A 26,100-nucleotide genomic window follows, 5' to 3' on the forward strand; every position below is an offset into this window, starting at 1 on the left:
TCATGCATTCAGGACAACACGACGCCGCGACTCGGTATGGCCCTTCCCTTGAAAAGACACGCTTGTACTCTTTGGACCAATTCAGGGGATTTGCCCTCCTTGGACTGCCGTTTGTCAACGTGTTGGGACTCTGGCTCATCGCCACACCCGAAACGGCAGCTGATTATTGGCTTCAGCGAGGACTTAACTTTTTTGTGGAAGCCCGATTTTATACCATCTTCACGTTTCTGTTCGGACTTGGATTCTACATGTTTCTATCACGAAGCGCTACAATGGGCGGAAAGCCAAGACTTCGGCTGTATATTCGCCGGTTAGCGATTCTGGTGCTGATCGGCTTCATCCATCAGCAGTATCAATCGGGGGAAGCATTATTCTATTACGCGGTTGTTGGCCTGCTTACGGTTCCTCTCTACTGGGCTCCGCGGAGGGTTAACCTTCTCATCGGATCGGCGGGGTTTGTTCTGGCGGCCGTTATGGGCGTCAAACTCCTCACCATCCCTTTCCTGATCGTATTAGGTCTAGCTGCTGGCCAATATCGATTACTCGATGCGATCAACAAGGGATTAAGATTACGCTCGTTGCGCATGATTTGGATACCGTCTCTGTTAGGAACGATTTTGGTCATCGGCGTCATGTGGCGGGTAGCGCCTTCCGAGCCGATGCCATCGTTTCTGTTCGAGGTAGCAGGCGAGTCGCCGTCGCCAACCATGGAAGCCGCCTTCACTCTGGCACATATCGGGGTGGCGACAGGCCCTCTCGTATCCGTATTTTATCTAAGCTCTCTCTTAATGCTTGGACGTACCCGCGTAGGTGCGAAGATGCTGTATCCGTTACAGGCATACGGGCGCATGGCGCTTACCAACTACATTGGGCAAACCGTCTTTCTGGTAGGCATTCAGCGCTTCATGCTGAACACCACACCGACGACTTATGTCGTGTCCTCGCTCGTTTCCCTGGGCATTGTGATATTCCAGATCATAGCCAGCCAACTGTGGATGCGTTGGTTCCAATACGGACCTTTGGAATGGTTGTGGCGATGCGGTACCTATTGGACCCTCGTGCCGATTCGCAAACAAACAGGAGACCTATAGGTCTCCTGTTTGTTGGTTTGTCTTTGCCCGATGACGGAATCGATGATAACCCTTAATTCCGGAAGCAGCCGTGCTGCAGGTTTTCCAAGTGTTCTCCCCAAGCTGCTGCCCAGCTTGATCCGTCATTCCTTCTACCTCATCCGCCGCTCTAAACGCCGTATTTCCTCCTCGATCACAATCATACCCGCCTCGATTCGGGGTTTCTCCACCCCGATGATACATAACCGAATCCGGTCATTGCGCTGATTCTCCGGCAGCAGATGCTGATCCACGTTCGTAACCGAGATACCTCTCTGCAGCAAGCGATCCTGAAGTGCGGATGCCTTTACATACTGGGGCAGCCGGATGGTGATGAACACGCCGGAGGAGGGGCACGTATAGTGAATGCCGCTGCCGAAGACACGGGCACATACCTCGATGGCATAGCGCATCTTCTCCCGGTAATGCTCCCGGATGCGGGCTGCATGGCGGTTGTACATGCCGCTCTTGATATAAAGTTCAAGCGCGCCTTGGGAGAGGATCGGCGACGATATGTCTGCGGCGTTTTTATGCCTAATAAACGGATCCAACAGCCGATCCGGAAGAAGGACGGCGCCCATCCGAATGCCTGGCAGGATCGTCTTCGAGAAGCTTTTGACATAGATGACATGGTCCGACTGATCCAGTGCGTACAACGGGTCCGCCTTCGAATCCTCCTCCAGGTCCGCCAGATAATCGTCTTCCACGATATAGACATCATACTGCCGGGCGAGGTCCGCGATACGCCTCTTCTGCTCCAGCGAATACGAGGTGCCTAACGGGTTGAGGAATCGCGGCACCGTGTAGAACAGCTTGATCTGTCCGCTGCGAAAATAAGACTCCAGCACCTCCAGGTCGATACCATGCTCATCCCGATGGATGCCGATCACCGGACAGCCTGCAACGCGCGCCGCCGCCAAGAAACCGAAATACGTCGGCTGCTCCACCAGGACCACCCGTCCCTCCTCACCCGGGAAAGGCATGCGCGTCAGGATCGAGAAGGCCTGCTGAGCCCCGGTCACCACAGCGATTTGATCAGGTTTAGCGAACATTTGCTGCGCGTGAAAATACCTGCTCAGTTCGTTCCTTAACGAAAAAATCCCCTGTGGATCGGTGTAACCGAACAGCTCCTCCTTGTATAAGGAAATCGCCTTGCGCAGGCAGTGCTCCATCTCCTGAAACGGCAAAAAATCGCCCCGGGGCGTCGTTGAGGCGAAATCAATCGGCCCGCTTTCCGTCCGCGCAGAGGCTGGGCCCCTCCCCTCCACGAGATAGTAACCGCTCTTGGGTACCGGGTAGATGACATCATCGCGCTCCAAGGTCTGATACGCACGAACGACCGTATTGGGACTGCAGGAGAACATTTTGGCCAAGGCTCTGACCGATGGCAGCTTATGACCTGATCGGATATGCCCCCTCTCCACTTCGCGGATCATATGGGCAACAATTTGTTCGTGCTTCGTGTCCATCCCGCTTCTCCCCCTGTATTGATACAGTTGCTCTAAATTGTCCTGTTCATTTCCGATTCCATGATTAAAATTAGCTTATTGCATGACATAACGGAAGTAAAGACTTGGGAGAGGGGCTGACGGGGCTTCGATGAAAAGAGACCGGGGTTATGCATGGGTCATTCTCATATTTCTATGGATGCTAGGGTTTGCGGCGGCCATCAGCCGGTTTGTCATGTCTTATTACCAGCACGAAATGGCAAGGGATTTAAGCGTCGACCTCACCTTTATCAGCTTCACCTGGTCCGTTAACATTGCCGTTGCCGCCATCTGTTCTCCGCTCGGCGGATGGTTGACCGATCGATACGGTCCCAAAAAAATGATGCTCCTGAACGCCCTGTTTGGCGTGATGTCCATGCTGACCGTGCTTACGTTTCGTCATCCGGCGGGATTCTTCCTGGGGCTCGGGCTGCTCTCCGGCCTTTCCGGCATGGCTGCAAGTACAGGTTATGTCGTGGTCACAAGCTGGTTCAGCCGCCATAAAGCGAAGGCACTCATGATCATGACCAGCGCGAGCTCGCTCGGCCTGGCCATTCTGACGCCTCTATTTGTAAGCAACCGGGACTGGCTCGATTGGACAACGGCATTCACGTTCACCTTATGGAGCACGCTTGTATCCATACCGCTCACCTTGCTTATCATGAAAGAACGAAAGCGCGAAGAGCACGAGGCCGACCCCTCCGCTGCTGAATCGCCCCCAACGGCTGGGAGGCCACGGATCCTCCCGATCGCCAAGGAGATGGTAACCAGCCGCACCGTGCTTCTGGTGGTCTTCGCTTTGTTCACATGCGGCTTCAGCATGGGAACGGTTGAAATGCACCTGATGGCCATCCATCGCCATCATCAGATCAGTTCGGTAATGTTCACGTCCTCACTGAGTATTCTCGGTTTGCTTGAGCTGACAGGCGGACTGCTGTTTGCCTTCCTCCTGGACCGGATGTCGAGGAGTTTGGCCTTGTCCTTCCTGTACGTATTTCGAATCGTGGCCTTTATGGTGCTGTATCTGCACTTCAGCGCCTCTCCGATCCTCTTCTCGATCATCTTCGGAGCCAGCTATTTAGGAGCCATTCCGGGCGGTATTCTGGTAGCCGGCGAGGCCATGGGCCATCGCTCCGTTGGATTGCAGGCCGGAACGCTGCTTATTTTCCATCAGGCGGGCGCCGTTCTCGGCTCCTTCTCCGGCGGATTCCTGTATGACCTTACGAACAGCTACCAAGCGCTGATCGGGATCAACCTGATTTTCAGCGCTCTGTCGGCCATGGGCTATTACCGGATTCATCGTGCGCTGAATCGAAGGCGTTCCGTTCCAGGTCAGCCGGGCGGCGCCAACTTAAAAAAGTCACTATAGGCAGGTGTTTTTGATGAAAATGGCTTTCATTCTATTCCATGGCATGACGGCCCTGGACCTGATCGGCTTCACCGAAGTCATGACCCGGCTTGCCCGCATCCGTCCCGAAGCGGATATATCCTGGGATTATTGCGCGCTGAGCACGCAAATTACCGATGATCGCGGATTGGCGTATGTCGTATCCCGGGTCAAACCGGATCTTTCGGAATACGATCTGGTCTTCGTGCCTGGCGGCTTTACCACGAGGGAGCTGAGGTGCGACCCCGATGTGCTGACTTGGCTGCAGACCGCCCGGGAAGCCAAACATCTCGTATCCGTCTGCACCGGATCGCTGCTTCTGGGCGCGGCCGGCTTGCTGGAGGGCAAGCGGGCTACCACCAACGCTTCGGCTTACGAGCTGTTGACACCCTACTGCAAGGAAGTTGTTCAAGCACGCATTGTACAGGACGGCCATCTCTTTACGGGGAGCGGAGTGTCATCGTCCATTGATCTCGGCTTATATGTGCTCGAAAGGCTAACCGATGCAGCGACGGCGGAACGGGTCCAGACGGATATGAGCTACCCCTATTACCGTACGGGAACCTCATCCTCCGTATATCATGCGAAGACAGGCATGTAAATCCGGATGCGGCGACCGGGGAACTTGCCCTATATTATGGAAGCCGCTCTCCCTCCGCAGGAATTTCATTAAGCATAAGCACGGAGCCGGTCTTCAATCAGCCCGAGCAGCCAATCTCTTTCCCCGGGAACATCCTCTCTCAGCCTGGCCGCCGCTACGGGCAGCATCCACCGGTCGATATCCTCCAGCTTCGCACGGGATAATCGGCAGTACTCGTTCAGGTATACTCTATTCCACAGCATGCGGGCCATCCGAAGCGGAAGCACCAGGATGCCCGGCTGATCGACCGGGTTAAACGGCGATTGGAACATGAGCGATGTCCTGGCGACGTCGCATAGCGGGTTACCCACATGGGCATTGTTCCAGTCGATCGCCCGGCATCCGTTCTCCGCGACGATCACATTGTCCGGGTGAAAGTCGCCATGGCAGATGGAATCGCCTTCCGGAAATGAATCCAGCACCTTGCATATGGCCTGCGCTTTTTCTTGCAGGATGCCGCTTGCATCAAGAATCGCGTGTTCCAGCTTTTCTTTTTGCGGCGGCAGCAGGCTGGTCGTGCAGCTGTGCGTCGCATGTTGGAGCTGCGCCATATCCCGGGCGCACTTCGTTAGCTGAAACGGTGCCGATTGAACCTGACGCAGCATCGAAGGGCCCGTAATCCGTTCATACACCAGCCCCGTACGTCCTTCAATATCCACCATGTCAAAGACGGAAGGGGCGGGAACCCCCGCTTCCGCAACGATGCGTCCCATCTCCGCCTCATACGTCACCCATTCCGGGCGATACCCTTCATAATACAGCTTTAGTGCCTGAGACTCTCCCCATTCATAGACCTCTGCACTCCTGCCTTTTCCAATCAGCGCACCCTTCTTCAAAGGCTCATCCTCCACATCTTTATGTCAGCTGGATTTTGAATTCGAACGCATCATCATCCGCTGAATCCAGCCTGGCTTCTGAATCCGGCAGTTATGAAACGCCGATATCTTCCACTCTCCGTTCACTTTGACCAGCACGTTGGTATTAATGGAGAAGCGGCTGGTGGGCGGCTTCTTATGGAATCTGAGCTGCACCGCTCCCGTAGCCTGAGCTATCGCAAGCTCCGGGGTCAGGAAACGCAGCTGCGTCGGGGTCGGTCCCGCTACCAGTTTGGAGTCGCGGAGCACCCCGTCCCACAGCTTCTGATGAACCTCATCAATCTCTTGGCGGCCCTTCAAGTGCTGTCCGCTAAACGTCACGTAATCCGCATCATCTGTAAAGCATTCCGCATAAGCCCGGCCATTCCCTTCTCCCCACGCCCTGGACAGCGAATCGAATAATCTCAGGATCGCCTGACGATCCTCATGCGTTCCGTTCATCAGCCTTATCTCCTTTCTTGCTATTAAGGGGGAATCACGAATCTTCTTTGAACACATTGTACGATAATCCGACCGTATTGAATTCCCGCCCCGGGATGAAAACAGACTCGGTCTTGGGACCGAGTGGTTCCTTCAGTTCCGGCGAGTTGCGTTCTTTACGTAGGCAGGAGAGCGGGATATGATATCGTTATCCACGAGAGACCGAATCGTAAAGGAGGTAGCAAACGGTATGATGAAGATCAGCGTTTTTGCCAAGGTCAGCGGCATTTCCATCAAAACATTGCGTTATTATGATGAGCTGGGCTTGTTAAGGCCGGCCCATGTTGATGAGCAAAGCGGATACCGTTACTATTCCGAGGAGCAGCTTCTGACCGTCAAGCGGATTGCCGCCTACAAGGAACAGGGGTTTACCTTGGAACAGCTCAAGGATTTTTTTGAAGAGGATATAGGAACCGATGCCGTAAAGAACAAACTTGCGGATAAAATGACGGAGCTTCGACATGCGATGCAGACCCTCCAGCTGCAGCTGGATGAGGTGAACAGCAGAATGTCGCGCTTGGAGCCATCGGAAGCCGGTGATCCGGCAGGCTTCATCCGTATCCGGGAAGTCCCATCCCAGCTCGCCGCTTCGATTCGCGACCAAGTCCCCCGCAGCCAGCTATGTCTCTTGCTTGATGAGATTACGAAATATGCTTCCTCTTATGGAGAAGAGGAAGCTAGCCAGTTAACCATCCTTTGGCATGATCACGGCAGCGAGAATGCCGACATCGCCGACATCGAAGTCGCAATCCCCATAACCAGGGACATACCTGTTAATGGCCGTGTTCGTGTGGACTACCTGCCGATGCTTCAATCCGCCGCATCTCTTGTACATCGTTGTGATCCGTACGGTTATAGCTGTCCCGTTGCACCCGAGCTCAAAGCATGGATTTCGTCCCAAGGCCTTGTTCAATCGGATCGGGAGCCGATCCGCGAAATCTATCTCACCTCGGATAAAGATATCTATGGCAAGAAGCGCCCCGCGGAATTGCTTATCCCCTTACAAGGCAACGCGTTGTAACCCATCCTTATCGTGATAGGCTGTCGGAGCGGGCCTCTGCCCAACCTCCATCGCCTCCATCCGTACTTACAGCAGCAGTTATCGCCATGTCTTTGTTGTTCATGAATAACTCTCGAAAAATTCTAAATCAACCTCTTGACTCTCCCCCTAACCGGAGAGTGTACAGTAGCTTTAAATCAAACAAGAGGAGTGGAGTTTCATGAAACGATTGGAAAACAAAGTTGCATTGGTTACAGGCGGAAGCCGAGGAATCGGTAAAGGAATCGCGCTTCGGTTGGCGGAAGAAGGGGCACTGGTCGTTGTTCATTACGGAAACCGCCGGGATGCTGCGGATGAGGTTGTGCAGACCATACAGGTTCAAGGCGGGCGAGCTATCGCCTTAGGTGCTGGGCTGGAATCGGTAGATGGAGCCAAGGGGCTTATCCATTCGCTGAAGGAGGAGCTGCTGCATGTAACGGGGGACCAGCATTTTGATATTCTGGTGAATAACGCAGGCATCGGAACCTCAAAGACCTTTGAAGAGACGACCGAGGAGAGCTTCGACGAGCTGCTTGCCGTTAATGTAAAAGCACCGTTCTTTCTGGTCCAACAGGCTCTGCCGCTCCTGCGTGACGGCGGGCGCATCGTCAACATCTCCTCCGGTGTGACGCGTATCGCCTATCCGCATATTATGGCTTACAACATCACCAAGGGAGCCATCAATACGTTCACCTTGCACCTCGCCAAGCTGCTGGGTCCACGCGGGATCACGGTGAATGCGGTTCTTCCGGGCATCGTGGATACGGACGTGAATGCTGCATGGCTTCATACTCCGGAAGGGCAGCAGCATGCCGCAGAGATGTCCGCGCTTGGCCGAATCGGTCAGCCGTCGGATATTGCGGACATCGTAGCGTTTCTGTCATCAAGTGACGGGCGCTGGGTCACGGGACAGATGGTCGATGCAACCGGCGGCTCTCATCTGTAACTATGAAAAGAGCTATCCTTGCTTGGCATTAACGCCAGAAAGGATAGCTCTTTTGCTGTATTCTATTGTTAATCGGATTCGTCACTCTGCTCAATATCGCTCTTTTCCTATGTCTTCGGTTAATCGGCTTCAGCTATCCGCACAACCGTCTTCCGCTCCGGGTTCCAGCGCCATGACGGATCCTTCCCCCTTGCCTGCAAGCCTCCTACCCATTTATCGATCGTTGCGGCGCAGGCATAGTCGGTCTTACCGGCCAGCACCTCATGCCCCAAACTCGTCACTTGCAGCACCCGTTCTTGAAAATGGGGTACAGCCAGTTTGAAGTCAGGAAACGACGCTGGGCCATCGATAACCAGCAAGGAATCCGATCCCTCCGTCATCTTCTTCAAATAGTGCCAGAATTCCAGATCTCCCATTCCGAGTGCATGAAGCCGGTCACCTACATTGCGGAATAACTCATAAGGCGTATGAATTCCGCCCGCTACAGCCTCTAACGTCGTCTGCTCGATGATCCCGAGTCCATGGCTCACAGAGGGCAGCCGTGCCAGATGGGCCTCGAACGCATCCCTAGCAAAAGGCAGTGCCGAGGAATCCACCTCCAGCATGCGCTGATGTTTCTCCGGCAGATCCGAGGTATAGGCTTCCCACAACATGCTGCCCAGCATAAGCTCTTCGTCTCCAATCGCATGCCATGTGCCCGACAAAGTCTCGAGCTGCTCTGCGCTAAGCTGCCCCAGCCCGCGAAAAAGCTCGATGCCCGGGTATGCGCCAATGCATAGCAGACTCAGCCTCGTATTCCCCAGTGACTGTTCCTTAAACCAATGCAGCAAGTAGGCCAGCATGGTCTGGTCAAACAGGTCATGCTCAAACCAGAGCACAACTTCGTCATATTTTCGAAAATTCTGGAGCTTCTTCTCCTGCGACTCGCAGGTCCCGATATATTCCTTCTGCGGAATCCCCAGCGTTTGCTCCAAATACTGAGCTCTTGTTCTCCGATGATCCGGCTCGTCCATCTTCGTGAAGACCGGACCAAACGAATATAGCTCCCTCCACACCAGGATATCTCCTTGAATGTTCCCTTGCTTCAGCTTATCCCCTACCGAATCCCCGTTAACGATATGCAGCATGCGCTTTCCTCCCTCATACAGATCGGTGAACACCGATACAAAGTCGGCTACGTGCAGCGTGTTCTTCAGCTTCCGCCGGGCATCAAAAAGCCGTTTTTTCAGTGCCGGCAAGGAAATGTTCAAATATTGCGAAATCTCACGCAGGCTGTAGCCTTGAAAATAATAGAGCTGGACCGCAATCCTCATGCCGGGTGGCAAGTCCGCGATCGTGGCATGCAGCTGACCGATCAGCTCTCTCTTTTCCACGACCGACTCCAAGCTTCGCTGATCTCCCATCGGCAATTCTATCTCATGCAGCGGAAACGTCTGCATTTGCTTGCGGCGCAAGTCTCTGTAACACTGCCGCTCCACGATCACTTTGAACCATCCGGGGAAACGCCGGGGATCCTGCAGCTTATGCAGATTCGCAAAGGCATCCGTAAAGGCCTCCTGCACGGCGTCCTCCGCCAAATGAGAATCCTGCAGCTTATCGTAGGCCACGGCCAGCGCCATGCCGGTAAAATGCCGGACCAGGCTTTCCTGGGCCTCCGCACTTCCCCTCCGTGCTTCCTCAATCCACTGGATCACGCTCACTTCACCTCCCTCCCGGTGTCTCTATCCCTTAAGTGCCGATCTAAATGAAAAAGGTTACCTCTCTTCAGGAAATGATCGTCTGCACCGGATGGATGATATATCGAAAATTCTCCATAGCCTTCGCCGGAGTCTCCGAAACACGGTTCCAATGATGGTAGAAACTGAACGGGAATTTAAACAGATGGCCGAAGTCCCAATCGATGACAGCCCCGTCGATACCCGCCCAGTACTCCGGCTGGTGCGGCAGCCAAGCCGATCTTGGAGCCTCCACGAGTGGCAGCCGATCCACCGGAGACACGATTCGGATCGGCTCTGCAGGATCCAGCTGGCGGCTGGCACGGAGCACCTTCACGATTTTGAGCAGACCCGGCAAGCCTCTGTGGAAATAATCATGATGGCCAAGATCGTACAAAATGTTTAAGGCATGCGAGTACGTCAGCATATGCCCCATCAAGTCATGATGGGCTTCTGCGCGGTAGATCACCGAATAAGAGGCCAGCTCGTTTAAAATGAAGGCCGACAGCTGATCGCCGTCCGTTATTTCCGATATCCCATCAAGTTCATCCAGGGTCAACCGTTTGACCTCGGCAGCAGAATATCCGATCCAGGACCTTCCCGGAATCGTCTTCGTGAAAGAGGCCATTAATTCCGCGATATCGGCTGCTTCATGCCGTAGACCGCCTCCAAGCTCGTGGAGTGCAGCCAGGCTTATTGCGGCATAGATCACATTGTGCCCGACCCAGTGCAGCCCATCAATCGTAACGTCAAGGGCCGCAAGAATCCTTGATTCGGCACTTTTCACACTCAAGCTTTCCCCTGTCACCGTTCCCGACTGCAAATACTTGGCGATCATCCTTTGGTTCTCCGCCGTAACGGCCTCCTCGACCTTCCCGGGCAAATGGTTTGCCTTTACAAAAAAATAACCCGCGATCGCGGCCGCTCCGTAATGAGCCTGCCAAATATCCCCTGTTAGCATTCTGCACTGCGACAGTATGGATAATCCGTCCCCAAGAATCGCTCTGTCCTTATCGCTCATCCTGACCCCCCGATCCCTCTTGACATTCACCTAACATCTGTGTGATGATACTCATCAAATCATCTTGTTCTCTATTCACATTCGAACAGAGCTGCACAGATGAATTTAAGAACAACATACCACACGGCTATGAGAAGAAATAGTAGCTTATCTCTTGAGGTCCAAGCGAACCGGCGAATGGTGCGAGGCCCGGTACTCCGGAATAAGTGAATGGATCTTCTCGCTTCAACCCGAACCTCCGATCTGTGCCGGAGCAGTAGGCCTTGACGGCTCTCCACCGTTACTTTGGGAGATATGGCAGGGATAATGGTGCGTTTCCCCATTTCCGCGTCATGCTAAAGAGCGACCGTACGGTCGAATTTGGGTGGTACCGCGAAAGTTACACTTCGTCCCATAGAGGGATGAGGTGTTTTTGTGTTGTTCGCAAACAATCAGGAGGTGGTTTTTATGCAACGATTATTGTCAGGCATCAAGCCGAGCGGAGATTTGAATATTGGCGGATATGGAGGTGCCCTCCGTCAATATGTGCAGCTGCAGCATGAGTATGAGTCCTATTTCTTCGTGCCGGATCTGCATGCGATCACGGTCTATCAGGATCCCATGGAGCTGCACCAGCGCACGCGGGACATTGCCGCGCTGTACATTGCGTCGGGCATTGACCCCGATAAAGCGACGATCTTTCTGCAATCGCAGGTCCCTGCGCATGTAGAGCTCGGGTGGTTGCTGGAGACGCAGGCGCATTTTGGTGAATTAAAGCGCATGACCCAATTCAAGGAGAAATCGGACGGAAAGGATACCGTAAGCTCTGCATTGTTTACGTATCCGGTCCTGATGGCTGCCGATGTGCTGCTCTACCAGGCTACGCACGTGCCTGTCGGCGACGACCAGAAGCAGCATCTGGAGCTGACCCGCGATGTGGCCGAGCGCTTCAACAACCGGTATGGCCGCACGTTTGCGGTGCCTGAGCCGATCATTCAGGATATTGGCTCCCGCGTCATGGGGCTTGACGATCCGTCCAAGAAGATGAGCAAAAGCAACCCGAATAAGAACAGCTGCGTCCACATGATGGATACGCCGGAGGATATCCGCAAGAAGTTCTCCAGGGCCGTTACCGACTCCGATGGCCAGATCCGGCATGACTGGGAGCAGAAGCCGGCGGTCAGCAATCTGATCGAAATATATTCCGTATTCTCCGAGGAAGCCATCTCCGTCATCGAGAAACGGTATGAAGGCCAAGGATACGGTACGTTCAAGAAGGAATTAGCCGAAGTGGTCATCGAGAAACTTCAACCGATCCAGGAGAGGTTCCATCAAATCGTGAATTCCTCCGAGCTTGATCGCATTTTGATGGACGGAGCGAAGCGGGCTTCCGAAACCGCAGTCCCGACACTGCTTGCCGCCAAGAAAGCGATGGGATTGGTCACGTTCTGAAAGAACCTAGAGGGCGTCCCCTTAATTACTGATCCTTATCGGGAATCAGAACAAGGGACGCCCTGCTTATTTTTGTCGGCCGGCCTTTTTATGTTGTACATAAGCGTCTACACCGCTTTAGTCTGTCCTGCCTCGCTATAACCCATGGTTCTTCTGATTCCCGACTTGTTTATTGAGATGCCTGCCATGTCGCTGTCCCCCCTTGACATCATCTCCCTATCGTAACCGTAATCTTATTCCCTTGATCAGGAACGGTGATCGCCAAGATGCCGCTCTTCGAATCCGGGAAAGGACGCAGCTCGATTTGATAGGCGTCCGTACCGGCGACCGCCACGTCGCTTGTGGATATCGACTCCAGATGGGGATGGTAAATCAATGTTTCTCCAACGGATGAAACGAAATCTATACTTAAACTGCCGGTATCATGATCATAACGGTATGCTGAGAGCACGCCGGCTGTCGCTTGCGGATACGCGCGATTCAACGCCTTGGCATATGGGGCTTCCTTGAAGCCGTCACACCAGCACCAGTATGTATTGCTCCAAAGATACCGCTCCAATATCGCAATGATCTGCCTGGAAAGCTGAAAGGTTGCCGGATGCTGGGAGAAAGCTCCCCATTCCCCGACCAGGACCGGCACGTTCAACCGTTCCTGCACCTTGCGATGGGTAGCAAAAATCAGCTCGACGCGATCCTGATTATAAATGTCATAATGCTCCGTATCGACCACCAGATCATAGCCGTGCGGTGCGAACACCTGATGGTGTAAGGTTTGACCGGCTGGATCCTGCACAAGCTGCAAGCCGGACTCGATCCCCATGTTCGAAAAATAGCTCGTTTCCAGCATCAAAAATCCGTCCGGGGAAACGGAGCGAATGGCTGCCGCCGTCTTGTTGAAAAAGGGCGCGAGAACCTCCCGTTCGAAGATTTGCGATGCTTCTCTGGCGCTGTCGACGAGTATGCGGTACGTATCCATCTCTGCCATCCCGGCAAGAACCTCCAGCCTCTTTTCCTCGTCAAACCAGAGTCCGGCAAGCTGCTCCATGTTCGGGTCGGCTATTCCCATCACATGACCCGCATATGCGGCAATGATGGTGCCGAGCACCTCCTGTCCGCTTGTTCCGGGGTACGGCTCGTTCATCAGGTCATAACCGATAATATTCGGGCAATCAGCCATAAACTGTGCCGCATGCTTCCACATCGCTGCATAGTGATCCTGCAGGCCGATCCCGTCGGAAGCGGGCGTATTCCGCCAGAAGTGATCCAGAGCGCGGTTCACAGCCGGACTTTCCAGGTAGGCGTCACTCCATATATGTCCGGTAACATGAGGAAGATCATCGGAGAGGGTCGCCCACGCCGGAGCCCCGTCGCCGTAGTGCACGCTGTACAAATCCTGATGCATATCCAGAAAAACATAGAGATCATGCTGATCAGCCCATATAACCTGCTGCTTGATTCTGCTCAGATATGCATCGTCGTAGACCCCAGGCTCCGGCTCGACGCCATCCCATATTAAACCTAGACGGATAACGTTAAAGCCTTGTTCGCGAAACCAGGCGAACAAAGAGGCATCACAGGGCTCAACATATCCTTTTGCCTTGTCCTTGCATACGAGATTGATGCCGTTCAGGATCACTTGAGCGCCGTCTTCATTCAAGAATCGTTGCCCGTCGACCACTATTTTTTTCATGTCTGCTTCCCCCTACCGTTCTTCTACCGGAATGTAAATTTCAATGTAATGATTGTCGTACTGGTTATAAAGATTGACTTCAAGAGAATGGCCTGCGATCGTTAGTCCGCGATTGCGAATGAAAGCTTTCATCTGATCATAGTGATGGTCCATCTTGGCATAGTCGTCCCTGCCGATAATCACGCATTTTCTGGCACAGTAGCGAGGCTCCAGTCTCTGAAAGATGGAAGAGTCATCCTCCATCGGGAAGGTGGACAGAATGCCATTGTACAGGTAATTGTGATAACGGCCTGCGTTAAGGTTATCTTGGGACACAATCGATATGGTATGGCAGAATGCAAGCCATTCCTTGGCATTGATTCTGCGTATCTGTTGCTGCACTTTGCTCCCGAGTCCCTGATCACCGCTCTCCATGATTGAATCGGTAAGGAGCACCCAGCTCGGGTGGCTTAGTACAAGCTCAATGACCTCCGTGTTATCGAACCGTTGCAGCTGAACATTAAGCACTTCCAGCTTGTGAGACAGGTGTTTCAAATAAGTCCGCTGGCGATCGATGTCTTGACGCTTGTCGGAGAGCAGCCTGCGCATAGCGTTTAGGCTGTTGTCCCGGAGCAGCGCTTGGATTCGCTCGATCGACACATCCATTGCCCGCAGCATTCGAATCGTGATAAGTGAATCGAACTGCTCAAGATCATAATAGCGGTACTTGTTGGCGTCCCGATTGCGGGAATGAAGCAGTCCGATCTTATCGTAATAACGCAAGGTATCGATCGGGATATCCAGAATTTTGGACACTTCGCCAATCGTAAAATTCAAATTTAACGCCGGTTCCTTCACATCTTCACCCCCCCTCTTCTGGCATTATTGCTGAACGCGGAGATGTCATCCTCTTTTTTCTTATCAAAAGGATACATCGCCAGCGGAATTAATCCGAGGAGAAAAGCGGCTAATGGAATCAAGCCGGTTGCTACCCGAATGCCGAGCATGGCGGACTCGGACTGTTCCGCCGCAAGACCGTCATATCCGTATGCCCCGATCACATTAATGAAGATAACCGTCTGCAGGCTGGAGAAGGCGACCGTGAATAACGAGAACAATCCGTTGAACAGCCCGGTTTTCCGCACGCCGGTCGTGCGCTCATTTTCGTCGATGAGCAGCGCCCCGACCGGAGATATTGCCGTTCGGAGATAATTCACGGCAAAAACGATCAGAACGTAGGATGCCGCCGCGGTCCATATGCCGTAAGCAAGAAAAATCCCGCCGTATCCGAGCACCACAAAGATGGTCCCCAGGTATACACTCTTCTTCGTTCCATTTTTCTTGACGATAGATCCCATGGCCGGCAAGAACAGGAGCGCGATCACATGCGTACTCACATCGATGACGGTAGCTTCGATACCCGTTGATTGCACTACGCTGTCCATGTAGTAGAGAAACGGCGTAAAGTAGAAAAACACGGGGCCGGTGACAATGGAAAATATAACGAAGGTGAGGAAAGGTCTGGACTTGATGATCTGCCAGGCTTCTTTGTAAACCTCTTTTGTATCGATATGCTGCTTATCCAGTGATTCGTACATTAACGCATCTTCTCTCAGTCCCCTCAGGGCCCAGGTGAAGAATATCGCTTCCGCCACGATTACGGCAGAGAAGATCGGGATGATCACCTCCTGCTTTCCGTCCCCGACGAGCAGCAGCGTCGGAATCAAGGTGATCAGAAATGACATCGCCTGGGATAAATAGTTCTGGATCACACCAACATCGATGCGTTCCTCCTTGGTTGGAGCCGCGATCAGCATAAACGATTGATAGGCTATACTGTAAGCGGTTGCAGCCGTGTCGTAAATAAATAACAACGCGGTATACAGCATAAAGATCAACCACTGATCCCATGCCGGATTAGACAGCATCATGAGGAAGGAGGAAACGATCATGAACGGCACCGTCACTCTCATGATATAGACGTATTTTCCACGCTGCGCGCGATGCCTCATTCGGTCGATCCATACGCCAAGCACCGGGTCGTTAATCGCGTTCCAGATGTTATAGATAATGTACACCCAAGCGACATACTTCGGACTGAGACCGATGATATCCGTGTAATACTTCAAGAACACATTGTGGATGAGCACTCCCCCGACTGACAGGATCGGACCAGGAAGAGCCAGACGCCATTTCTCCCCTAGAGTCAGTCCGGTAGCAGTGAAGCGAAAGGCTTGCCGCAAGGCACTTCGCGCTTTACCTAACATTTACCATCCCCCGATCGTTCAACGTTTCAACCAGATCCTGTATCTTGAACTCATTGTAAACCATGGAGTAACTCCAGATGAAATAGCTTTGTTCATTTTTTCCAATAGATTTTTCGCCGGAAGAACGGGTTCTAGACTAATGAAAAAAAGGAGCCTTGCTGTTCAAGCAAGCCCCTGATCGCTTATAGCCGGCCATCCTATGTGCAGTACAAGGAGACCCTGCCATTAAATTTAAATATAGCTCTGCGTATCTCTGTTTCTTGCGAACTTGTAGGTTGCAATCAGCGATAAGGCCAAGGCAAAAGCCAGCAGAATCGCCACGTTCAGAATCACGTCGGTCAGGCCGCTTCCTTGCTGAAGCTTGCCGAACGTATCGAGCAGCCAATACTGCGGCAGGAAATCGGCGATTCGCTGAATCGCTTCGGGCATCACGGAGAGCGGGAATACACACCCCGCCAGCAGCGATGTCGGCATGATCACCATCGTCTGGATTCCGTTAGCCATCATGGTGCTGTCCGAGAACGCGACAATGACCTGCGATAAACTAACCGCGACCAGAGCGAACAGCGACAGAATCAGAAACATCTGCCATAATGGAATGCCTGGCTCGATATGAAAGAACCGGGTCATGACGAACAAGGTGGCCGCAATCTGGATCATCATCAGAACGATGTTCACGATGGCATTCGAGAAGACGTAACTGCGGGCCGTAATAGGCGACGATAAGAGTCTATAGTACGTACGGTTCTCGCGATCCCGGATCGTCAATGCCGATAGATTCACGGCGGAGAATAACATGAACACAACCAAGTAACCGATCGTCCGGTTGGTCATATCATGATTGGCCGATTGATCCGCAACCATAGTCGTGGACAATTGAAACTTAGAACTGCGGTAACCGCTGTATAATTCGTTAAACGCGGCGGCGTCGCCACCCGCTATAACCCCCAAGGATGAAATATTCTGGACGTACGCGTTCAGATACGATTTGACATACCCCGTAACCTGAGCGCCCTTAATCGACTCGATCCGGACCGGCTCGGGTGTCCCCTGAATTACGCCTTTCGCAAACCCTTCGGGGAAGATCAGCACCGCATCCAGCTCACCCGACACAACCAAGTCATCCGCTTCCGATTCCCTAATGACCGATGCCTCGGTATGCTCCAATTGAGCAACAAAATCGATCGTATCTTGCGTGACCTTCTGTTCAATATCGTGATTCACGATGCCAATGGTAACGGAGGTATCGCCGGAGCCCTTGTAGATTAAGGTGGATAGCAGAATGCCGACAATAGGAAGCGCAATAACGAGCAGCAGATTTTTATAATCCTTCAACGAGGTCAATATCGTCTTTCGAATGAGCCAGAGCATATCCTTCGACATTACAGCCCCTCCCTTCTTCGCATCGAAATCATGGCTACCGCCAGCAGCAGGATGGAAATACCGATATTCAGCATCATCGCATGCATGGCTGCCGACCCACTGCCTGAATAAATGAGCTGCAGCAGAGCTTCATTGGACCAATGCAAGGGAGAATACGTTGCGGCCTCCCTCATGAATCCCGTTGTGCTTGCAACCGGCGTATATCCTCCGCCAAAGAACGCAGCCAGTTGAATAATGACCATGATGACAGCTCCGGCTGCATTTCCCTTCAGCACGTAACTGATGCCGAGCCCGAGGCTGAGCGCAAACAGGATCTCGGTGAACAACACCAGGAATACCATGATGGGGTTCTCCCCCCAGTAGGCATTGAACATATATTTGCTGATCAGCACGACGATGATGACAAATACGGCATTGATTGCGAGCGTGCCCGTTATTTTTCCGGCAAAAATCTCGGCTTTCGTCACCGGTGAAGCCAATAGGCGCTGTGCGGTGTTTCGCTTTCGCTCACTATCGATGAGTCCGCCTGCCGTCAAGGCGCTGTACAGGATGATCATCGTGGTGACCGCAATCGAAAAATAATCAAGCGAACCCGGCTGCCTCGCTCCCTGAATGGAAGACTCCTGCACATAGCTCCCTCCATCATGAACAAGCGGCTTGCTCTCATATTCCGGATCGATCTTCGCGGCTTCCGCTGACAGCCGATACCGGTCGGCAAAGGCGGACAGCATCCCTTGCACAATCCCGTTCTCCATACTGTTGCGGCTGTTTCCCTCATATCGGATGCCTTGGCCGTCTATTTCCACGTAACCGGTGTACCGGTTGTTTCTCACTTCCCGCCCTCCGTCCATGCCTTCCCCGATCTGCTCAAAGGCCATGCCCGATGAGCGCTCCGCCTCCTGCATGAATGCCTGCCATTGCTCCGTAAGCGCGGGCTCTGCTCCATTGTTATGGTATAGCACCCGAATGTCTCCAATCGTGGTACTGCCGTTAAAAGCATTCGAAAGCGCCGTCCCTAGGATCAGAATGAGCAGCACCGGGGTTGCCAGCATAAATACCAGCATCTGTGGCTCCCGGACGATCTTCATCTCCTTCAGCGCGATTCTCAGCACGTTCATGTACTTCCACCTCCCTCTTCCTAAATCAGCTAATCCCGAAGGCTCCGGCCGGTCAGCGTCAGGAACACCGTTTCCAAATTCGGCTCGGACGCTTGAACGGAACGAATTTCAATGCCTTGCGCCATGAATTGCTGAATGATTTTATTCAGGTTATTGACCCCTGCGTCGGAGCTGATGTGCACGATATTCTCCTTCACTTCAACTGATTTGACGCCCGCGACCTCCTTCAACTTGTTCGCTTCAAGATGGGCGGCCGTTTGCACTTCGATCCCGATATCCTTCTGGTCCGTAATAATGGCCTTCAGCTGTGCCTTCGTGCCCTCCGCTATGATCTTGCCGTGGTCGATAATGGCAATCCGGGTGCAGAGCTCCTCCACTTCCTCCATATAATGGCTCGTGTACAGGATCGTGCTGCCCATCTCGTTCAGCTTCCTAACCGAGTTTAGGATATAGTTCCTCGATTGGGGATCGATGCCGACGGTCGGCTCATCCATGATGATCAGCTTCGGTCTGTGGGCAATCGCGCAAGCGATATTCAGTCGTCTCTTCATGCCGCCGGAGAAGCTTTTCGGGTACATCTTATGTTTGTCGCTAAGTCCGACGAAGGTAAGCGCCTCTTCGGTCCTGCTCCTAAGCTCCGATCCTCTCAGTCCATACAATCCGGCAAAAAAATGAACATTCTCATATGCGGTCAGATCCTCATAAATCGCAACTTCCTGCGGAACCATGCCGATCTGCTGCTTCGCGAACTTTCGATGCTTCGTCAGATTCTTGCCCAGGACATGAACCTCTCCCTTGGTCATGGGCATGAGCGACGATATGATATTGATGGTTGTGCTCTTGCCTGCTCCGTTCGCGCCCAGGAAGCCGAAAATCTCGCCTTCCCGTATGTTCAACGACAGCTGGTCTACCGCTATGAAATCCCCAAACTTCTTCGTAAGCCCTTTGATCTCCAGCACGTTCATACGTTTTTCGCCTCCATATTCCATCCACGCATCAGCCGGTGGACTTGATCTGCATTTATCGTACGAAAAAAGGATGCCCTTGCGATAGTGCACAAGTTCATCCTTACCCATGAGAATATTCATGTTATTGATGATCCAAATCTTCACCCTTGTGGGGAATGTCTTGTTTGACCCGATATCCCTAACCCGCCAAATGCGCTTACCAGCTTTAGCTATAAGGAATTAGAGTGGTCACCGAGAAGCCGCTCGAGCCATCCACGATCACGGTTCCATTCACGACCGCGGCACGTTCCTCCATGCCCATAATCCCAAGGCCCTTGATTACCTTCTGCATGCCCTTGCCGTTGTCGCTGACCTTGGCCTTGATCATGGTGCCCAGAACTTCGATATGTAACGAGACTGCCGTTGCGTTCGCATACTTCATCGTATTGGTTAACGCTTCCTGGGTGTTATCCTGAATGATTTTCCACTGAAGCGGCGTAATCACATCCATATTGCCCTCATGCGTTAGTACGGTCTTGATCGAGTGCTGGGCGGAGAACTCCTCCAGAAACAAACGCATTCGGTTGATGCCGAGCTGCTCCGTCGGAGGCTTTACGTTCTTTAGAACCAGCCTGATGCTCTCAATGCCTTCTTTGGAGATGGATATGGCATTTTGCAGCAGCTCGGCGGATTTGTCCGGATTCGATGTCATCAAGCGCTTGGCCGCTTCCATCTGAATCAACGCTCCCGTCATGGAATGCCCGATCTTGTCATGAATTTCCTGGGACAGCCGATTTCGCTCTTCCAGCTTGAACATATATTCAAACTGCCGGATGTACTCATTATTTTCGCTCAGCCGCTGGGTCAACCGATCCAGTTCGCGATGCATCTGCTCGTTCTGCTCCTGGTAGGATGCGGCCCGGTTAACAAAGGTTCTGAGCATCGTAAGATAAATATAGGATAATACGGATGTATAAACATAGGGCATAACGAGCCACTGAGGCACGATAAACGCTGGAACCAGCAAGGGGATCAGGATCATCCAGCTCCTGCGAACGTAAAGCGACAACAGCTCGTACAAATTCACGGGAAGCAGCATGAACAACAGCGGATGGATGTAGAGTGAGGAAGCCGCGACAACAAGAACAGCAAGCAGCATGAGGTACGGTTGTATATTCCGGTTCTTGAAAATATAGACGGATACATTCACGGACAGGTAGAGAAGAACGGCTAATATATACCACGGGGTTATCCCATGGCCAGATGCATAAGACTGGCCGATAACATACAGGAACAGTATGGCTTTTAACCCGATGATCCACGATTCGGCATAATTTCGGCGTTCGCTCACTTATTCACTTCCCCCGTCAGATAAAAAATCGCAATTTGGGTCCGATGCTCAAGACCCGTCTTGCTGAGAATCGAAGTAATATGATTGGCAATCGTGCCTTCGGAAATAAACAGCTTCTTCGAGATTTCCTTGTTGGCGAGTCCTTTCGCGATGAGGGCCATAATATCCAGTTCCCTTTCGGTGAATAAGCTTCGGTCGAACTTGTCTGCCTTGTCTGTCTTATCAGGATTTCCGGGAGACAGCCCGGATTTGATTTTATCCAGTACGACGTCCTGCAGCACATGATGGCCGTGGTATACGGTTTTGATCGCATCGCGAATCCGTTCCGGGTCGTTATTCTTTAGCAGATAACCCTTGGCGCCATTCAGGATCGCATCGGTAATGTATTCATCGTCGTCGAACGTCGTTAAGATCAGCGTCTTGGTCTTGGTACGCTCCGTGAGCTGTTTCGTGGCCTCAACGCCATTCAGGTTCGGCATCCGGACATCCATCAGCGCCACATCCACTTCATGCGCTTCGCAATAGGCGACCGCTTCTTGTCCGTCTTCAACGGTCGCCACCACGTCGAACTCATCAAACGTCGCCAGAATGATCTTCATGCCTTCCCTGATAAATGAGTTATCGTCCGCAATGATCACTTTAATCTTCAATTTACGCTCACGCTCCCTTATTCAGGATTATACAGGCTGCCATCCTGAAGAACGATAGTATTTTATTCACTTGAATAAAGGGAGAAACGTCCTGATGCTGCGACTTTGTCCATGATCCCTTCCACATGAACCGGTCGGCTTGAGCAAACTATAAAAAGCAGTGCAGGGATAAACCCCGCACTGCTTAGGCGCCAACCTATTCTATTAAGAAGCGGCCATCGATTTTCTTGGGTCTGAACGACTCCCTTTCTTGAATGTCGAGGCCAGCAGCAGAACAAGAAAACCTCCGGCTATGAACCACATTACCGCGGAATGCGAAGAAGATGGCGCGTACCCGTCAAAATACATCACATCCCGGAGAGCGGAAGCGGCAAAACGCAGCGGCGTCCAGGAGTACAGCCAATCCTGCGTCGCCTGCGGCAGAAACTCCGGCGCCATATTGAGAAGCGGCATCGAGAAGAACATCAGGAGCACCAAGATGCCCATGGCCGGTAGCCCGATCCAGTTCAACAAGGTCGACTGAAGAAGGAAAAATGCCGACCCGGCCAGCCACAGCATCAGCCATACGCTGCCTCCGTTCGCAAGCTCCATGCCATACCAGGAGGAAGCCATCCAAACCAGAAAACCGGAGACCAGACCCGCCAGCAGCAAACCGGCAGCGCCTTGCAGCACAATCGCGATTCCCCTGCTGCTGCCGTCATTCACTGCTTTCTGCAGCGCCTGGAACAGGAACACGCTAAGGATCAGGCAGCCGATCCATAGAATCTGTATCAGCATTCCCGGCGCATTGCCGCTTGCGTGGTTCGCACCTACAGGATGAACGACTTCCTCATGAACCTCGAACGGGATGAGCAGAGCCTGCGCGGTTGTGACCGGCAGCATATCCGTCTGCGAGCCGATCATGGTCAACGCCTGCTTGGAGAGCTCCGCTCCCGCCATCTTCATCGCTTGCCCCAGCATCTGTCTCACCGCAGTGGATGCCTGCGTGCTCATCCCCTCATTCGCCAGCACCTGCACCACAGCGGGCTTCGGAGCAGACGACTGCAGCGACAAGATGCCGGCGCTTAAGTCCTCAGGCAGCACAAGGGCGCCGTAATACTTCTGGCTGTCGAGCCCTTCCCGCGCTTCCGCTTCCGAATTCACGATCTCCCAATGAATGGGCAGCTGCGAGTTTGCCTGCAGCATTCCTTTCATCATGTCACCGACAGCGAGGGTTTCGCCGCTTGGCAACTCAACCGGCTGATCCAAGGCGACAAGCGCAACGGGAAGCGACTTCGGCTTCGCTCCCGCGATCGACCCCATCATGGCTACGCCGAAGATGGCCAGCACCAGAAGGACAGCCAATGCGCCGATCCACAGCATTTTTTGTCTTAAGAACCCCATATCCACCACTCCTCGTTAATGAACAGACTGTTGATTAATGATCACAGCGTTAATTATAATGAAGGGAGTGATTTGTTCAATCATCAGCTTTCAGCGGAGTGTTCATTACTCATCAGTGTACGAGCCTTCTGTTGATTAAGTCTTCACATTCGTACTGGGGGGAATTCCTTGACAAAAAAGACGGATCGCCGGCAAATCCGGACCAATCAGCTGTTGCGGCAAACCCTGTTTGAACTTATGGAGGAGAAACGGATAGATGCCATTACCGTGACCGATATCGCCAATCGCGCCAATATCAACCGTGGTACCTTCTACCTGCATTATCGGGATGTGCCGGATATGCTGGATAAGATCAAAGAAGAGGTGCTTCAAAAGATTGAGAACATCGTGGTTCATATCGATCCCAGGGATTCCAGGGACTATGCGGAAAAGGGAGAGCCTTATCCGGCGTCAGAACAAATATTCGAGGAGCTCGTCCGGCATGCCGACTTCTTCAAGGCTATTGTCGGCCCGAATGGGGACATTTCCTTCGTTCGGCAATTCAGGGAGTTCATGAAGGAGCATATGTTTGCCAAGCATGCGTTCAGAATGCCCACAGGCGGGAATCAGATCATTCCGAGCGATTACCTGATCGCGTATATGATCTCCGCCAATATCGGCTTGGTCATACACTGGATCGAGTCCGGGATGAACAAGTCCGCAAGAGAGATGGGCATCATGATGACGCAGCTGATCAACTACGGCCCGTTGATCACTTCAGGGATTACCCAAAAACAATAAGGGCACGCAAAAAAGAGAAGCGGGGATCCCTCGCTTCTCTTCTATCGTTAGATGCATGTATACACATGCCCGTGTTCTAATTGATCAATTGCTTCACTAATTCGCGATTGCGCTCCTTGAATACCTCGTTATGCGAAGAGACCATCGCGTACTTCCTGGCATCCGGCTCAATGAACTGCTTCGCGCTGTTCACCGCGTTCGCGGCATCCTGGAAGGCGCCCGCAATCAGGTGCAGCTTCCCGTCAAAATGCAGGATGTCGCCGGCAGCATACAGTCCCGGTATGGAAGAATTACAGCTTGCGTTGCCCGCGATATAGTAGTCATCCACCCGGTGAATATCAAGGTTGCTGTTCTCCAGCAGCGACATATCCCGTTCATAGCCATGGTTAATGATGACCTCGTCTACCGCTAAATAGGAAACTTCCCCTGTGGCATTATTGGTCAATTCTACCCGCTCAATCACCTCATGATTATCCGAAGCAATGAGCTTCGTGATCGATGTATTAAGATGGCAGGTCGCCTTACTGTTCATCAGCTGCTCGACCTGGGCTTCATGGCCTGACAATTCGTCCTTGCGATAGGCCAGGTAGACCTTCTTCGCCACAGGCTCCAGCTCGTTCGCCCAATCTACGGCTGAATTCCCTCCGCCGGACACAATGACGGTTTTGCCCTTGAAATGCTGCAGGGACTTCACGGTGTAGTTCAGGTTCGACACCTCGAACCGCTCGGCGCCTTCAATCTCCAGCTTCTGCGGATTCAAGATGCCTCCGCCGACCGCCACGATGACCGTTTTGGACAGATGCACGCCGGAATTCGCGGTATGTAATTCGAACAGTCCTTCCTCATTGCGGGCGATCGATTCAACCTTCTCGTTTAACAGCACTTCGGGATTGAACGTCAGGCCTTGCTGAACCATTTGCTCGATCAGCTTCGCGCCCGGAATCGGCGTCAATCCGCCGACGTCCCATATCATTTTCTCCGGATACACGTGAACCTTTCCGCCAAGCATGGGCTGATATTCTATTATCTTGGTTTTCATGCCACGCAGTCCACTATAAAAAGCGGAATACAATCCCGCTGGTCCTCCGCCAATAACCGTTACATCAAATATCTCATTCCCACTCATGCGTTTCACTCCCGGTCTATAAATTAAAAGGCTGTTTGTGATCACCTTGTAACGTAAATGATTATCATTATCAATTAGTATACGTTGCCTTTGCCCTTTTTACAATCAAACATTTAGAAAAAATTCATTTTGTCACAATTTCGCCTAGATGTAGGCCTGTAATATTCCACTGAACTATATATGGGTATTTTTCGGCTTAAACATGAATATTATTTGAAATTTCCATTAAGATATTTATTGACAACGGTGCGGCCTCACATTATATTTATGGATGAAATTGAGAATCATTATCGTTTGATAGCTAACTACTCTGGAGGTGAAATGATGATTCGCCTAAGTACAGATCGAATAAGCGTCGGTTATGGCGAGAATCTGATATTGAATCGTCTTAACGTAGATATTCCCGATAAAAGAATCACGACCATCATTGGGCCTAATGGCTGCGGCAAATCCACTCTTTTGAAGGCTGTTACCCGCATCATTCCTTATCAATCCGGTGCAGCCATTCTGGACGGGGAAGAAATCGCCAAGATGAACACCAAGCTTCTGGCGAAGAAGCTGGCCATTCTGCCCCAGACTCCGGAAGGACCGGGCGGATTGACGGTTGGCGAACTGGTATCCTACGGGCGCTATCCCCATCAGCGCGGTTTTGGCCGCTTGACCAAGCAGGATATGGACGTCATCGACTGGGCACTCGAGGTTACCGGAACCCAGGATTATAAATACCGTTCGGTGGATGCCCTGTCCGGCGGACAGCGCCAGCGGGTATGGATTGCGATGGCACTCGCGCAGGAGACCGAAATGATCTTCCTCGACGAGCCGACCACGTACCTGGACATGGCGCATCAGCTGGAGATTCTGGAACTGCTCGAGAGGCTCAATATCGAACAAGAGCGGACCATCGTCATGGTTCTGCACGATTTGAACCAGGCTGCCCGATTCGCGGATTACATTATCGCAATGAAGGATGGAGATATCATTCAGGCCGGCGATCCGGAAGCCGTCATTTCGCACGAAGTATTAAAGAAAGTATTCCATATCGACGCAGAGATCGGCCGCGATCCGCGCACGGCGAAGCCGATCTGCATCACTTATAATCTATTAAAAGGGGAAAAAGAGGACATCCTCAAAACGGCGGAGCATAACGACAACTACGAAGAAGCTGCTCATCCCGTTTATCGTACTGCTGTTCATTCCTAGCGCTTGCGGCAATCCCGGAACCATTACATATGAGTCCGAGAACGGTCCCGCCTTAGGTGCCCGCCAATTCGCCGCGCGTGAGATTGTGTTATCCTC

General features: G+C 52.4%; 23 protein-coding genes and 1 other annotated feature. Of the genes, 8 read left to right on the forward strand and 15 right to left on the reverse strand.

Annotation, left to right across the window (positions count from 1 at the left end; genetic code table 11):
* Positions 1 to 2 precede the first annotated feature (2 nt).
* The gene (locus tag RB297_RS23450) at positions 3 to 1,091 is read left to right on the forward strand and encodes a DUF418 domain-containing protein (protein WP_096775701.1); all 1,089 of its coding nucleotides are present in this window, start codon (positions 3 to 5) and stop codon (positions 1,089 to 1,091) included.
* A 131-nt stretch (positions 1,092 to 1,222) separates the two neighbouring features.
* Here RB297_RS23450 and RB297_RS23455 read toward each other — a convergent pair whose 3' ends face one another.
* Complete coding sequence (locus RB297_RS23455; RefSeq protein ID WP_375121579.1) at positions 1,223 to 2,578, reverse strand: aminotransferase-like domain-containing protein; 1,356 nt, start codon at positions 2,576 to 2,578, stop codon at positions 1,223 to 1,225.
* 130 nt (positions 2,579 to 2,708) lie between these two features.
* On the opposite strand from RB297_RS23455, the gene RB297_RS23460 reads away from it, so the two are divergent.
* Positions 2,709 to 3,965: an MFS transporter gene (locus RB297_RS23460; RefSeq protein ID WP_375121580.1), complete on the forward strand. Its 1,257-nt coding sequence runs from the start codon at positions 2,709 to 2,711 to the stop codon at positions 3,963 to 3,965.
* 13 nt (positions 3,966 to 3,978) lie between these two features.
* Positions 3,979 to 4,584 carry a DJ-1/PfpI family protein gene (locus RB297_RS23465; protein WP_375121582.1) on the forward strand — a complete coding sequence of 202 codons (606 nt, stop codon included), beginning with the start codon at positions 3,979 to 3,981 and terminating at the stop codon, positions 4,582 to 4,584.
* A 68-nt stretch (positions 4,585 to 4,652) separates the two neighbouring features.
* On the opposite strand, the gene RB297_RS23470 is transcribed toward RB297_RS23465, so the two are convergent.
* Positions 4,653 to 5,459: a phosphotransferase family protein gene (locus RB297_RS23470; protein ID WP_096775698.1), complete on the reverse strand. Its 807-nt coding sequence runs from the start codon at positions 5,457 to 5,459 to the stop codon at positions 4,653 to 4,655.
* A 24-nt stretch (positions 5,460 to 5,483) separates the two neighbouring features.
* Entirely contained in the window at positions 5,484 to 5,939 is a 456-nt protein-coding gene (locus tag RB297_RS23475; protein WP_213580768.1) for an SgcJ/EcaC family oxidoreductase, read from the reverse strand.
* Between the two features lie 229 nt (positions 5,940 to 6,168).
* Between RB297_RS23475 and RB297_RS23480 the strand changes: the two genes are divergently transcribed.
* Together RB297_RS23480 and RB297_RS23485 are read left to right on the forward strand one after the other, a co-directional pair.
* Positions 6,169 to 6,999 carry a MerR family transcriptional regulator gene (locus RB297_RS23480; protein ID WP_375121583.1) on the forward strand — a complete coding sequence of 277 codons (831 nt, stop codon included), beginning with the start codon at positions 6,169 to 6,171 and terminating at the stop codon, positions 6,997 to 6,999.
* Between the two features lie 199 nt (positions 7,000 to 7,198).
* Positions 7,199 to 7,963 (forward strand): SDR family oxidoreductase, encoded by a 765-nt coding sequence (locus RB297_RS23485; protein WP_375121584.1) that lies wholly within the window; start codon positions 7,199 to 7,201, stop codon positions 7,961 to 7,963.
* 119 nt (positions 7,964 to 8,082) lie between these two features.
* On the opposite strand, the gene RB297_RS23490 is transcribed toward RB297_RS23485, so the two are convergent.
* Complete coding sequence (locus RB297_RS23490; protein WP_375121585.1) at positions 8,083 to 9,663, reverse strand: sigma-70 family RNA polymerase sigma factor; 1,581 nt, start codon at positions 9,661 to 9,663, stop codon at positions 8,083 to 8,085.
* A gap of 64 nt (positions 9,664 to 9,727) precedes the next feature.
* Positions 9,728 to 10,699: a hypothetical protein gene (locus tag RB297_RS23495; RefSeq protein ID WP_375121586.1), complete on the reverse strand. Its 972-nt coding sequence runs from the start codon at positions 10,697 to 10,699 to the stop codon at positions 9,728 to 9,730.
* 120 nt (positions 10,700 to 10,819) lie between these two features.
* Positions 10,820 to 11,096 (forward strand) — a binding site (T-box leader).
* 50 nt (positions 11,097 to 11,146) lie between these two features.
* Here RB297_RS23495 and trpS point away from each other — a divergent pair.
* Positions 11,147 to 12,130 carry a tryptophan--tRNA ligase gene (gene trpS, locus RB297_RS23500; RefSeq protein WP_375121587.1) on the forward strand — a complete coding sequence of 328 codons (984 nt, stop codon included), beginning with the start codon at positions 11,147 to 11,149 and terminating at the stop codon, positions 12,128 to 12,130.
* 208 nt (positions 12,131 to 12,338) lie between these two features.
* Here trpS and RB297_RS23505 read toward each other — a convergent pair whose 3' ends face one another.
* The 9 genes from RB297_RS23505 to RB297_RS23545 all read right to left on the reverse strand — a co-directional run bounded on the left by RB297_RS23505 (position 12,339) and on the right by RB297_RS23545 (position 22,898).
* Positions 12,339 to 13,820, reverse strand: coding sequence for a cellulase family glycosylhydrolase (locus RB297_RS23505; protein WP_375121588.1), 1,482 nt, complete (start codon positions 13,818 to 13,820; stop codon positions 12,339 to 12,341).
* Positions 13,821 to 13,832: 12 nt separating this feature from the next.
* Positions 13,833 to 14,657 carry a MerR family DNA-binding transcriptional regulator gene (locus RB297_RS23510; RefSeq protein WP_375121589.1) on the reverse strand — a complete coding sequence of 275 codons (825 nt, stop codon included), beginning with the start codon at positions 14,655 to 14,657 and terminating at the stop codon, positions 13,833 to 13,835.
* The gene (locus tag RB297_RS23515; RefSeq protein ID WP_375121590.1) at positions 14,654 to 16,066 is read right to left on the reverse strand and encodes an MFS transporter; all 1,413 of its coding nucleotides are present in this window, start codon (positions 16,064 to 16,066) and stop codon (positions 14,654 to 14,656) included. The genes RB297_RS23510 and RB297_RS23515 overlap by 4 nt, the downstream gene beginning before the upstream one ends.
* 231 nt (positions 16,067 to 16,297) lie before the next feature.
* On the reverse strand, positions 16,298 to 17,449 hold the full coding sequence (locus tag RB297_RS23520; RefSeq protein ID WP_096775690.1) for an ABC transporter permease: 1,152 nt from the start codon (positions 17,447 to 17,449) through the stop codon (positions 16,298 to 16,300).
* Positions 17,449 to 18,567, reverse strand: a complete 1,119-nt coding sequence (locus tag RB297_RS23525) for an ABC transporter permease (protein ID WP_375121591.1) — start codon at positions 18,565 to 18,567, stop codon at positions 17,449 to 17,451. Before RB297_RS23525 ends, RB297_RS23520 begins: the two co-directional genes overlap by 1 nt.
* Before the next feature lie 29 nt (positions 18,568 to 18,596).
* Entirely contained in the window at positions 18,597 to 19,532 is a 936-nt protein-coding gene (locus RB297_RS23530; protein ID WP_096775688.1) for an ABC transporter ATP-binding protein, read from the reverse strand.
* Positions 19,533 to 19,740: 208 nt separating this feature from the next.
* Positions 19,741 to 20,865 carry a sensor histidine kinase gene (locus RB297_RS23535; RefSeq protein WP_375121592.1) on the reverse strand — a complete coding sequence of 375 codons (1,125 nt, stop codon included), beginning with the start codon at positions 20,863 to 20,865 and terminating at the stop codon, positions 19,741 to 19,743.
* A complete protein-coding gene (locus RB297_RS23540) occupies positions 20,862 to 21,515 on the reverse strand; it encodes a response regulator (RefSeq protein WP_213580776.1) in 654 nt (217 codons plus the stop codon). Before RB297_RS23540 ends, RB297_RS23535 begins: the two co-directional genes overlap by 4 nt.
* A 204-nt stretch (positions 21,516 to 21,719) precedes the next feature.
* Entirely contained in the window at positions 21,720 to 22,898 is a 1,179-nt protein-coding gene (locus RB297_RS23545; protein ID WP_375121593.1) for a YhgE/Pip domain-containing protein, read from the reverse strand.
* Positions 22,899 to 23,066: 168 nt separating this feature from the next.
* On the opposite strand from RB297_RS23545, the gene RB297_RS23550 reads away from it, so the two are divergent.
* A complete protein-coding gene (locus RB297_RS23550; RefSeq protein WP_096775684.1) occupies positions 23,067 to 23,678 on the forward strand; it encodes a TetR/AcrR family transcriptional regulator in 612 nt (203 codons plus the stop codon).
* Positions 23,679 to 23,754: 76 nt separating this feature from the next.
* On the opposite strand, the gene RB297_RS23555 is transcribed toward RB297_RS23550, so the two are convergent.
* On the reverse strand, positions 23,755 to 24,804 hold the full coding sequence (locus tag RB297_RS23555; RefSeq protein WP_096775683.1) for an NAD(P)/FAD-dependent oxidoreductase: 1,050 nt from the start codon (positions 24,802 to 24,804) through the stop codon (positions 23,755 to 23,757).
* Between the two features lie 324 nt (positions 24,805 to 25,128).
* Between RB297_RS23555 and RB297_RS23560 the strand changes: the two genes are divergently transcribed.
* The gene (locus RB297_RS23560) at positions 25,129 to 26,004 is read left to right on the forward strand and encodes an ABC transporter ATP-binding protein (protein WP_096775682.1); all 876 of its coding nucleotides are present in this window, start codon (positions 25,129 to 25,131) and stop codon (positions 26,002 to 26,004) included.
* The last annotated feature ends 96 nt before the right edge of the window (positions 26,005 to 26,100 follow it).

This window comes from Paenibacillus sp. CR_12 (assembly GCF_041953985.1).
GTDB lineage: Bacteria > Bacillota > Bacilli > Paenibacillales > Paenibacillaceae > Paenibacillus_AQ > Paenibacillus_AQ lautus_A.

Coding starts and splice junctions, on each gene's coding strand:
- RB297_RS23465 (WP_375121582.1), top strand. CDS start 3,979: ATGAAAATGGCTTTCATTCTATTCCATGGCATGACGGCCCTGGACCTG.
- RB297_RS23530 (WP_096775688.1), bottom strand. CDS start 19,532: ATGAACGTGCTGGAGATCAAAGGGCTTACGAAGAAGTTTGGGGATTTC.
- RB297_RS23450 (WP_096775701.1), top strand. CDS start 3: ATGCATTCAGGACAACACGACGCCGCGACTCGGTATGGCCCTTCCCTT.
- RB297_RS23555 (WP_096775683.1), bottom strand. CDS start 24,804: ATGAGTGGGAATGAGATATTTGATGTAACGGTTATTGGCGGAGGACCA.
- RB297_RS23520 (WP_096775690.1), bottom strand. CDS start 17,449: ATGTCGAAGGATATGCTCTGGCTCATTCGAAAGACGATATTGACCTCG.
- RB297_RS23475 (WP_213580768.1), bottom strand. CDS start 5,939: ATGAACGGAACGCATGAGGATCGTCAGGCGATCCTGAGATTATTCGAT.
- RB297_RS23485 (WP_375121584.1), top strand. CDS start 7,199: ATGAAACGATTGGAAAACAAAGTTGCATTGGTTACAGGCGGAAGCCGA.
- RB297_RS23505 (WP_375121588.1), bottom strand. CDS start 13,820: ATGAAAAAAATAGTGGTCGACGGGCAACGATTCTTGAATGAAGACGGC.
- trpS (WP_375121587.1), top strand. CDS start 11,147: ATGCAACGATTATTGTCAGGCATCAAGCCGAGCGGAGATTTGAATATT.
- RB297_RS23480 (WP_375121583.1), top strand. CDS start 6,169: ATGATGAAGATCAGCGTTTTTGCCAAGGTCAGCGGCATTTCCATCAAA.
- RB297_RS23515 (WP_375121590.1), bottom strand. CDS start 16,066: ATGTTAGGTAAAGCGCGAAGTGCCTTGCGGCAAGCCTTTCGCTTCACT.
- RB297_RS23545 (WP_375121593.1), bottom strand. CDS start 22,898: ATGGGGTTCTTAAGACAAAAAATGCTGTGGATCGGCGCATTGGCTGTC.
- RB297_RS23525 (WP_375121591.1), bottom strand. CDS start 18,567: ATGAACGTGCTGAGAATCGCGCTGAAGGAGATGAAGATCGTCCGGGAG.
- RB297_RS23495 (WP_375121586.1), bottom strand. CDS start 10,699: ATGAGCGATAAGGACAGAGCGATTCTTGGGGACGGATTATCCATACTG.
- RB297_RS23455 (WP_375121579.1), bottom strand. CDS start 2,578: ATGGACACGAAGCACGAACAAATTGTTGCCCATATGATCCGCGAAGTG.
- RB297_RS23460 (WP_375121580.1), top strand. CDS start 2,709: ATGAAAAGAGACCGGGGTTATGCATGGGTCATTCTCATATTTCTATGG.
- RB297_RS23560 (WP_096775682.1), top strand. CDS start 25,129: ATGATTCGCCTAAGTACAGATCGAATAAGCGTCGGTTATGGCGAGAAT.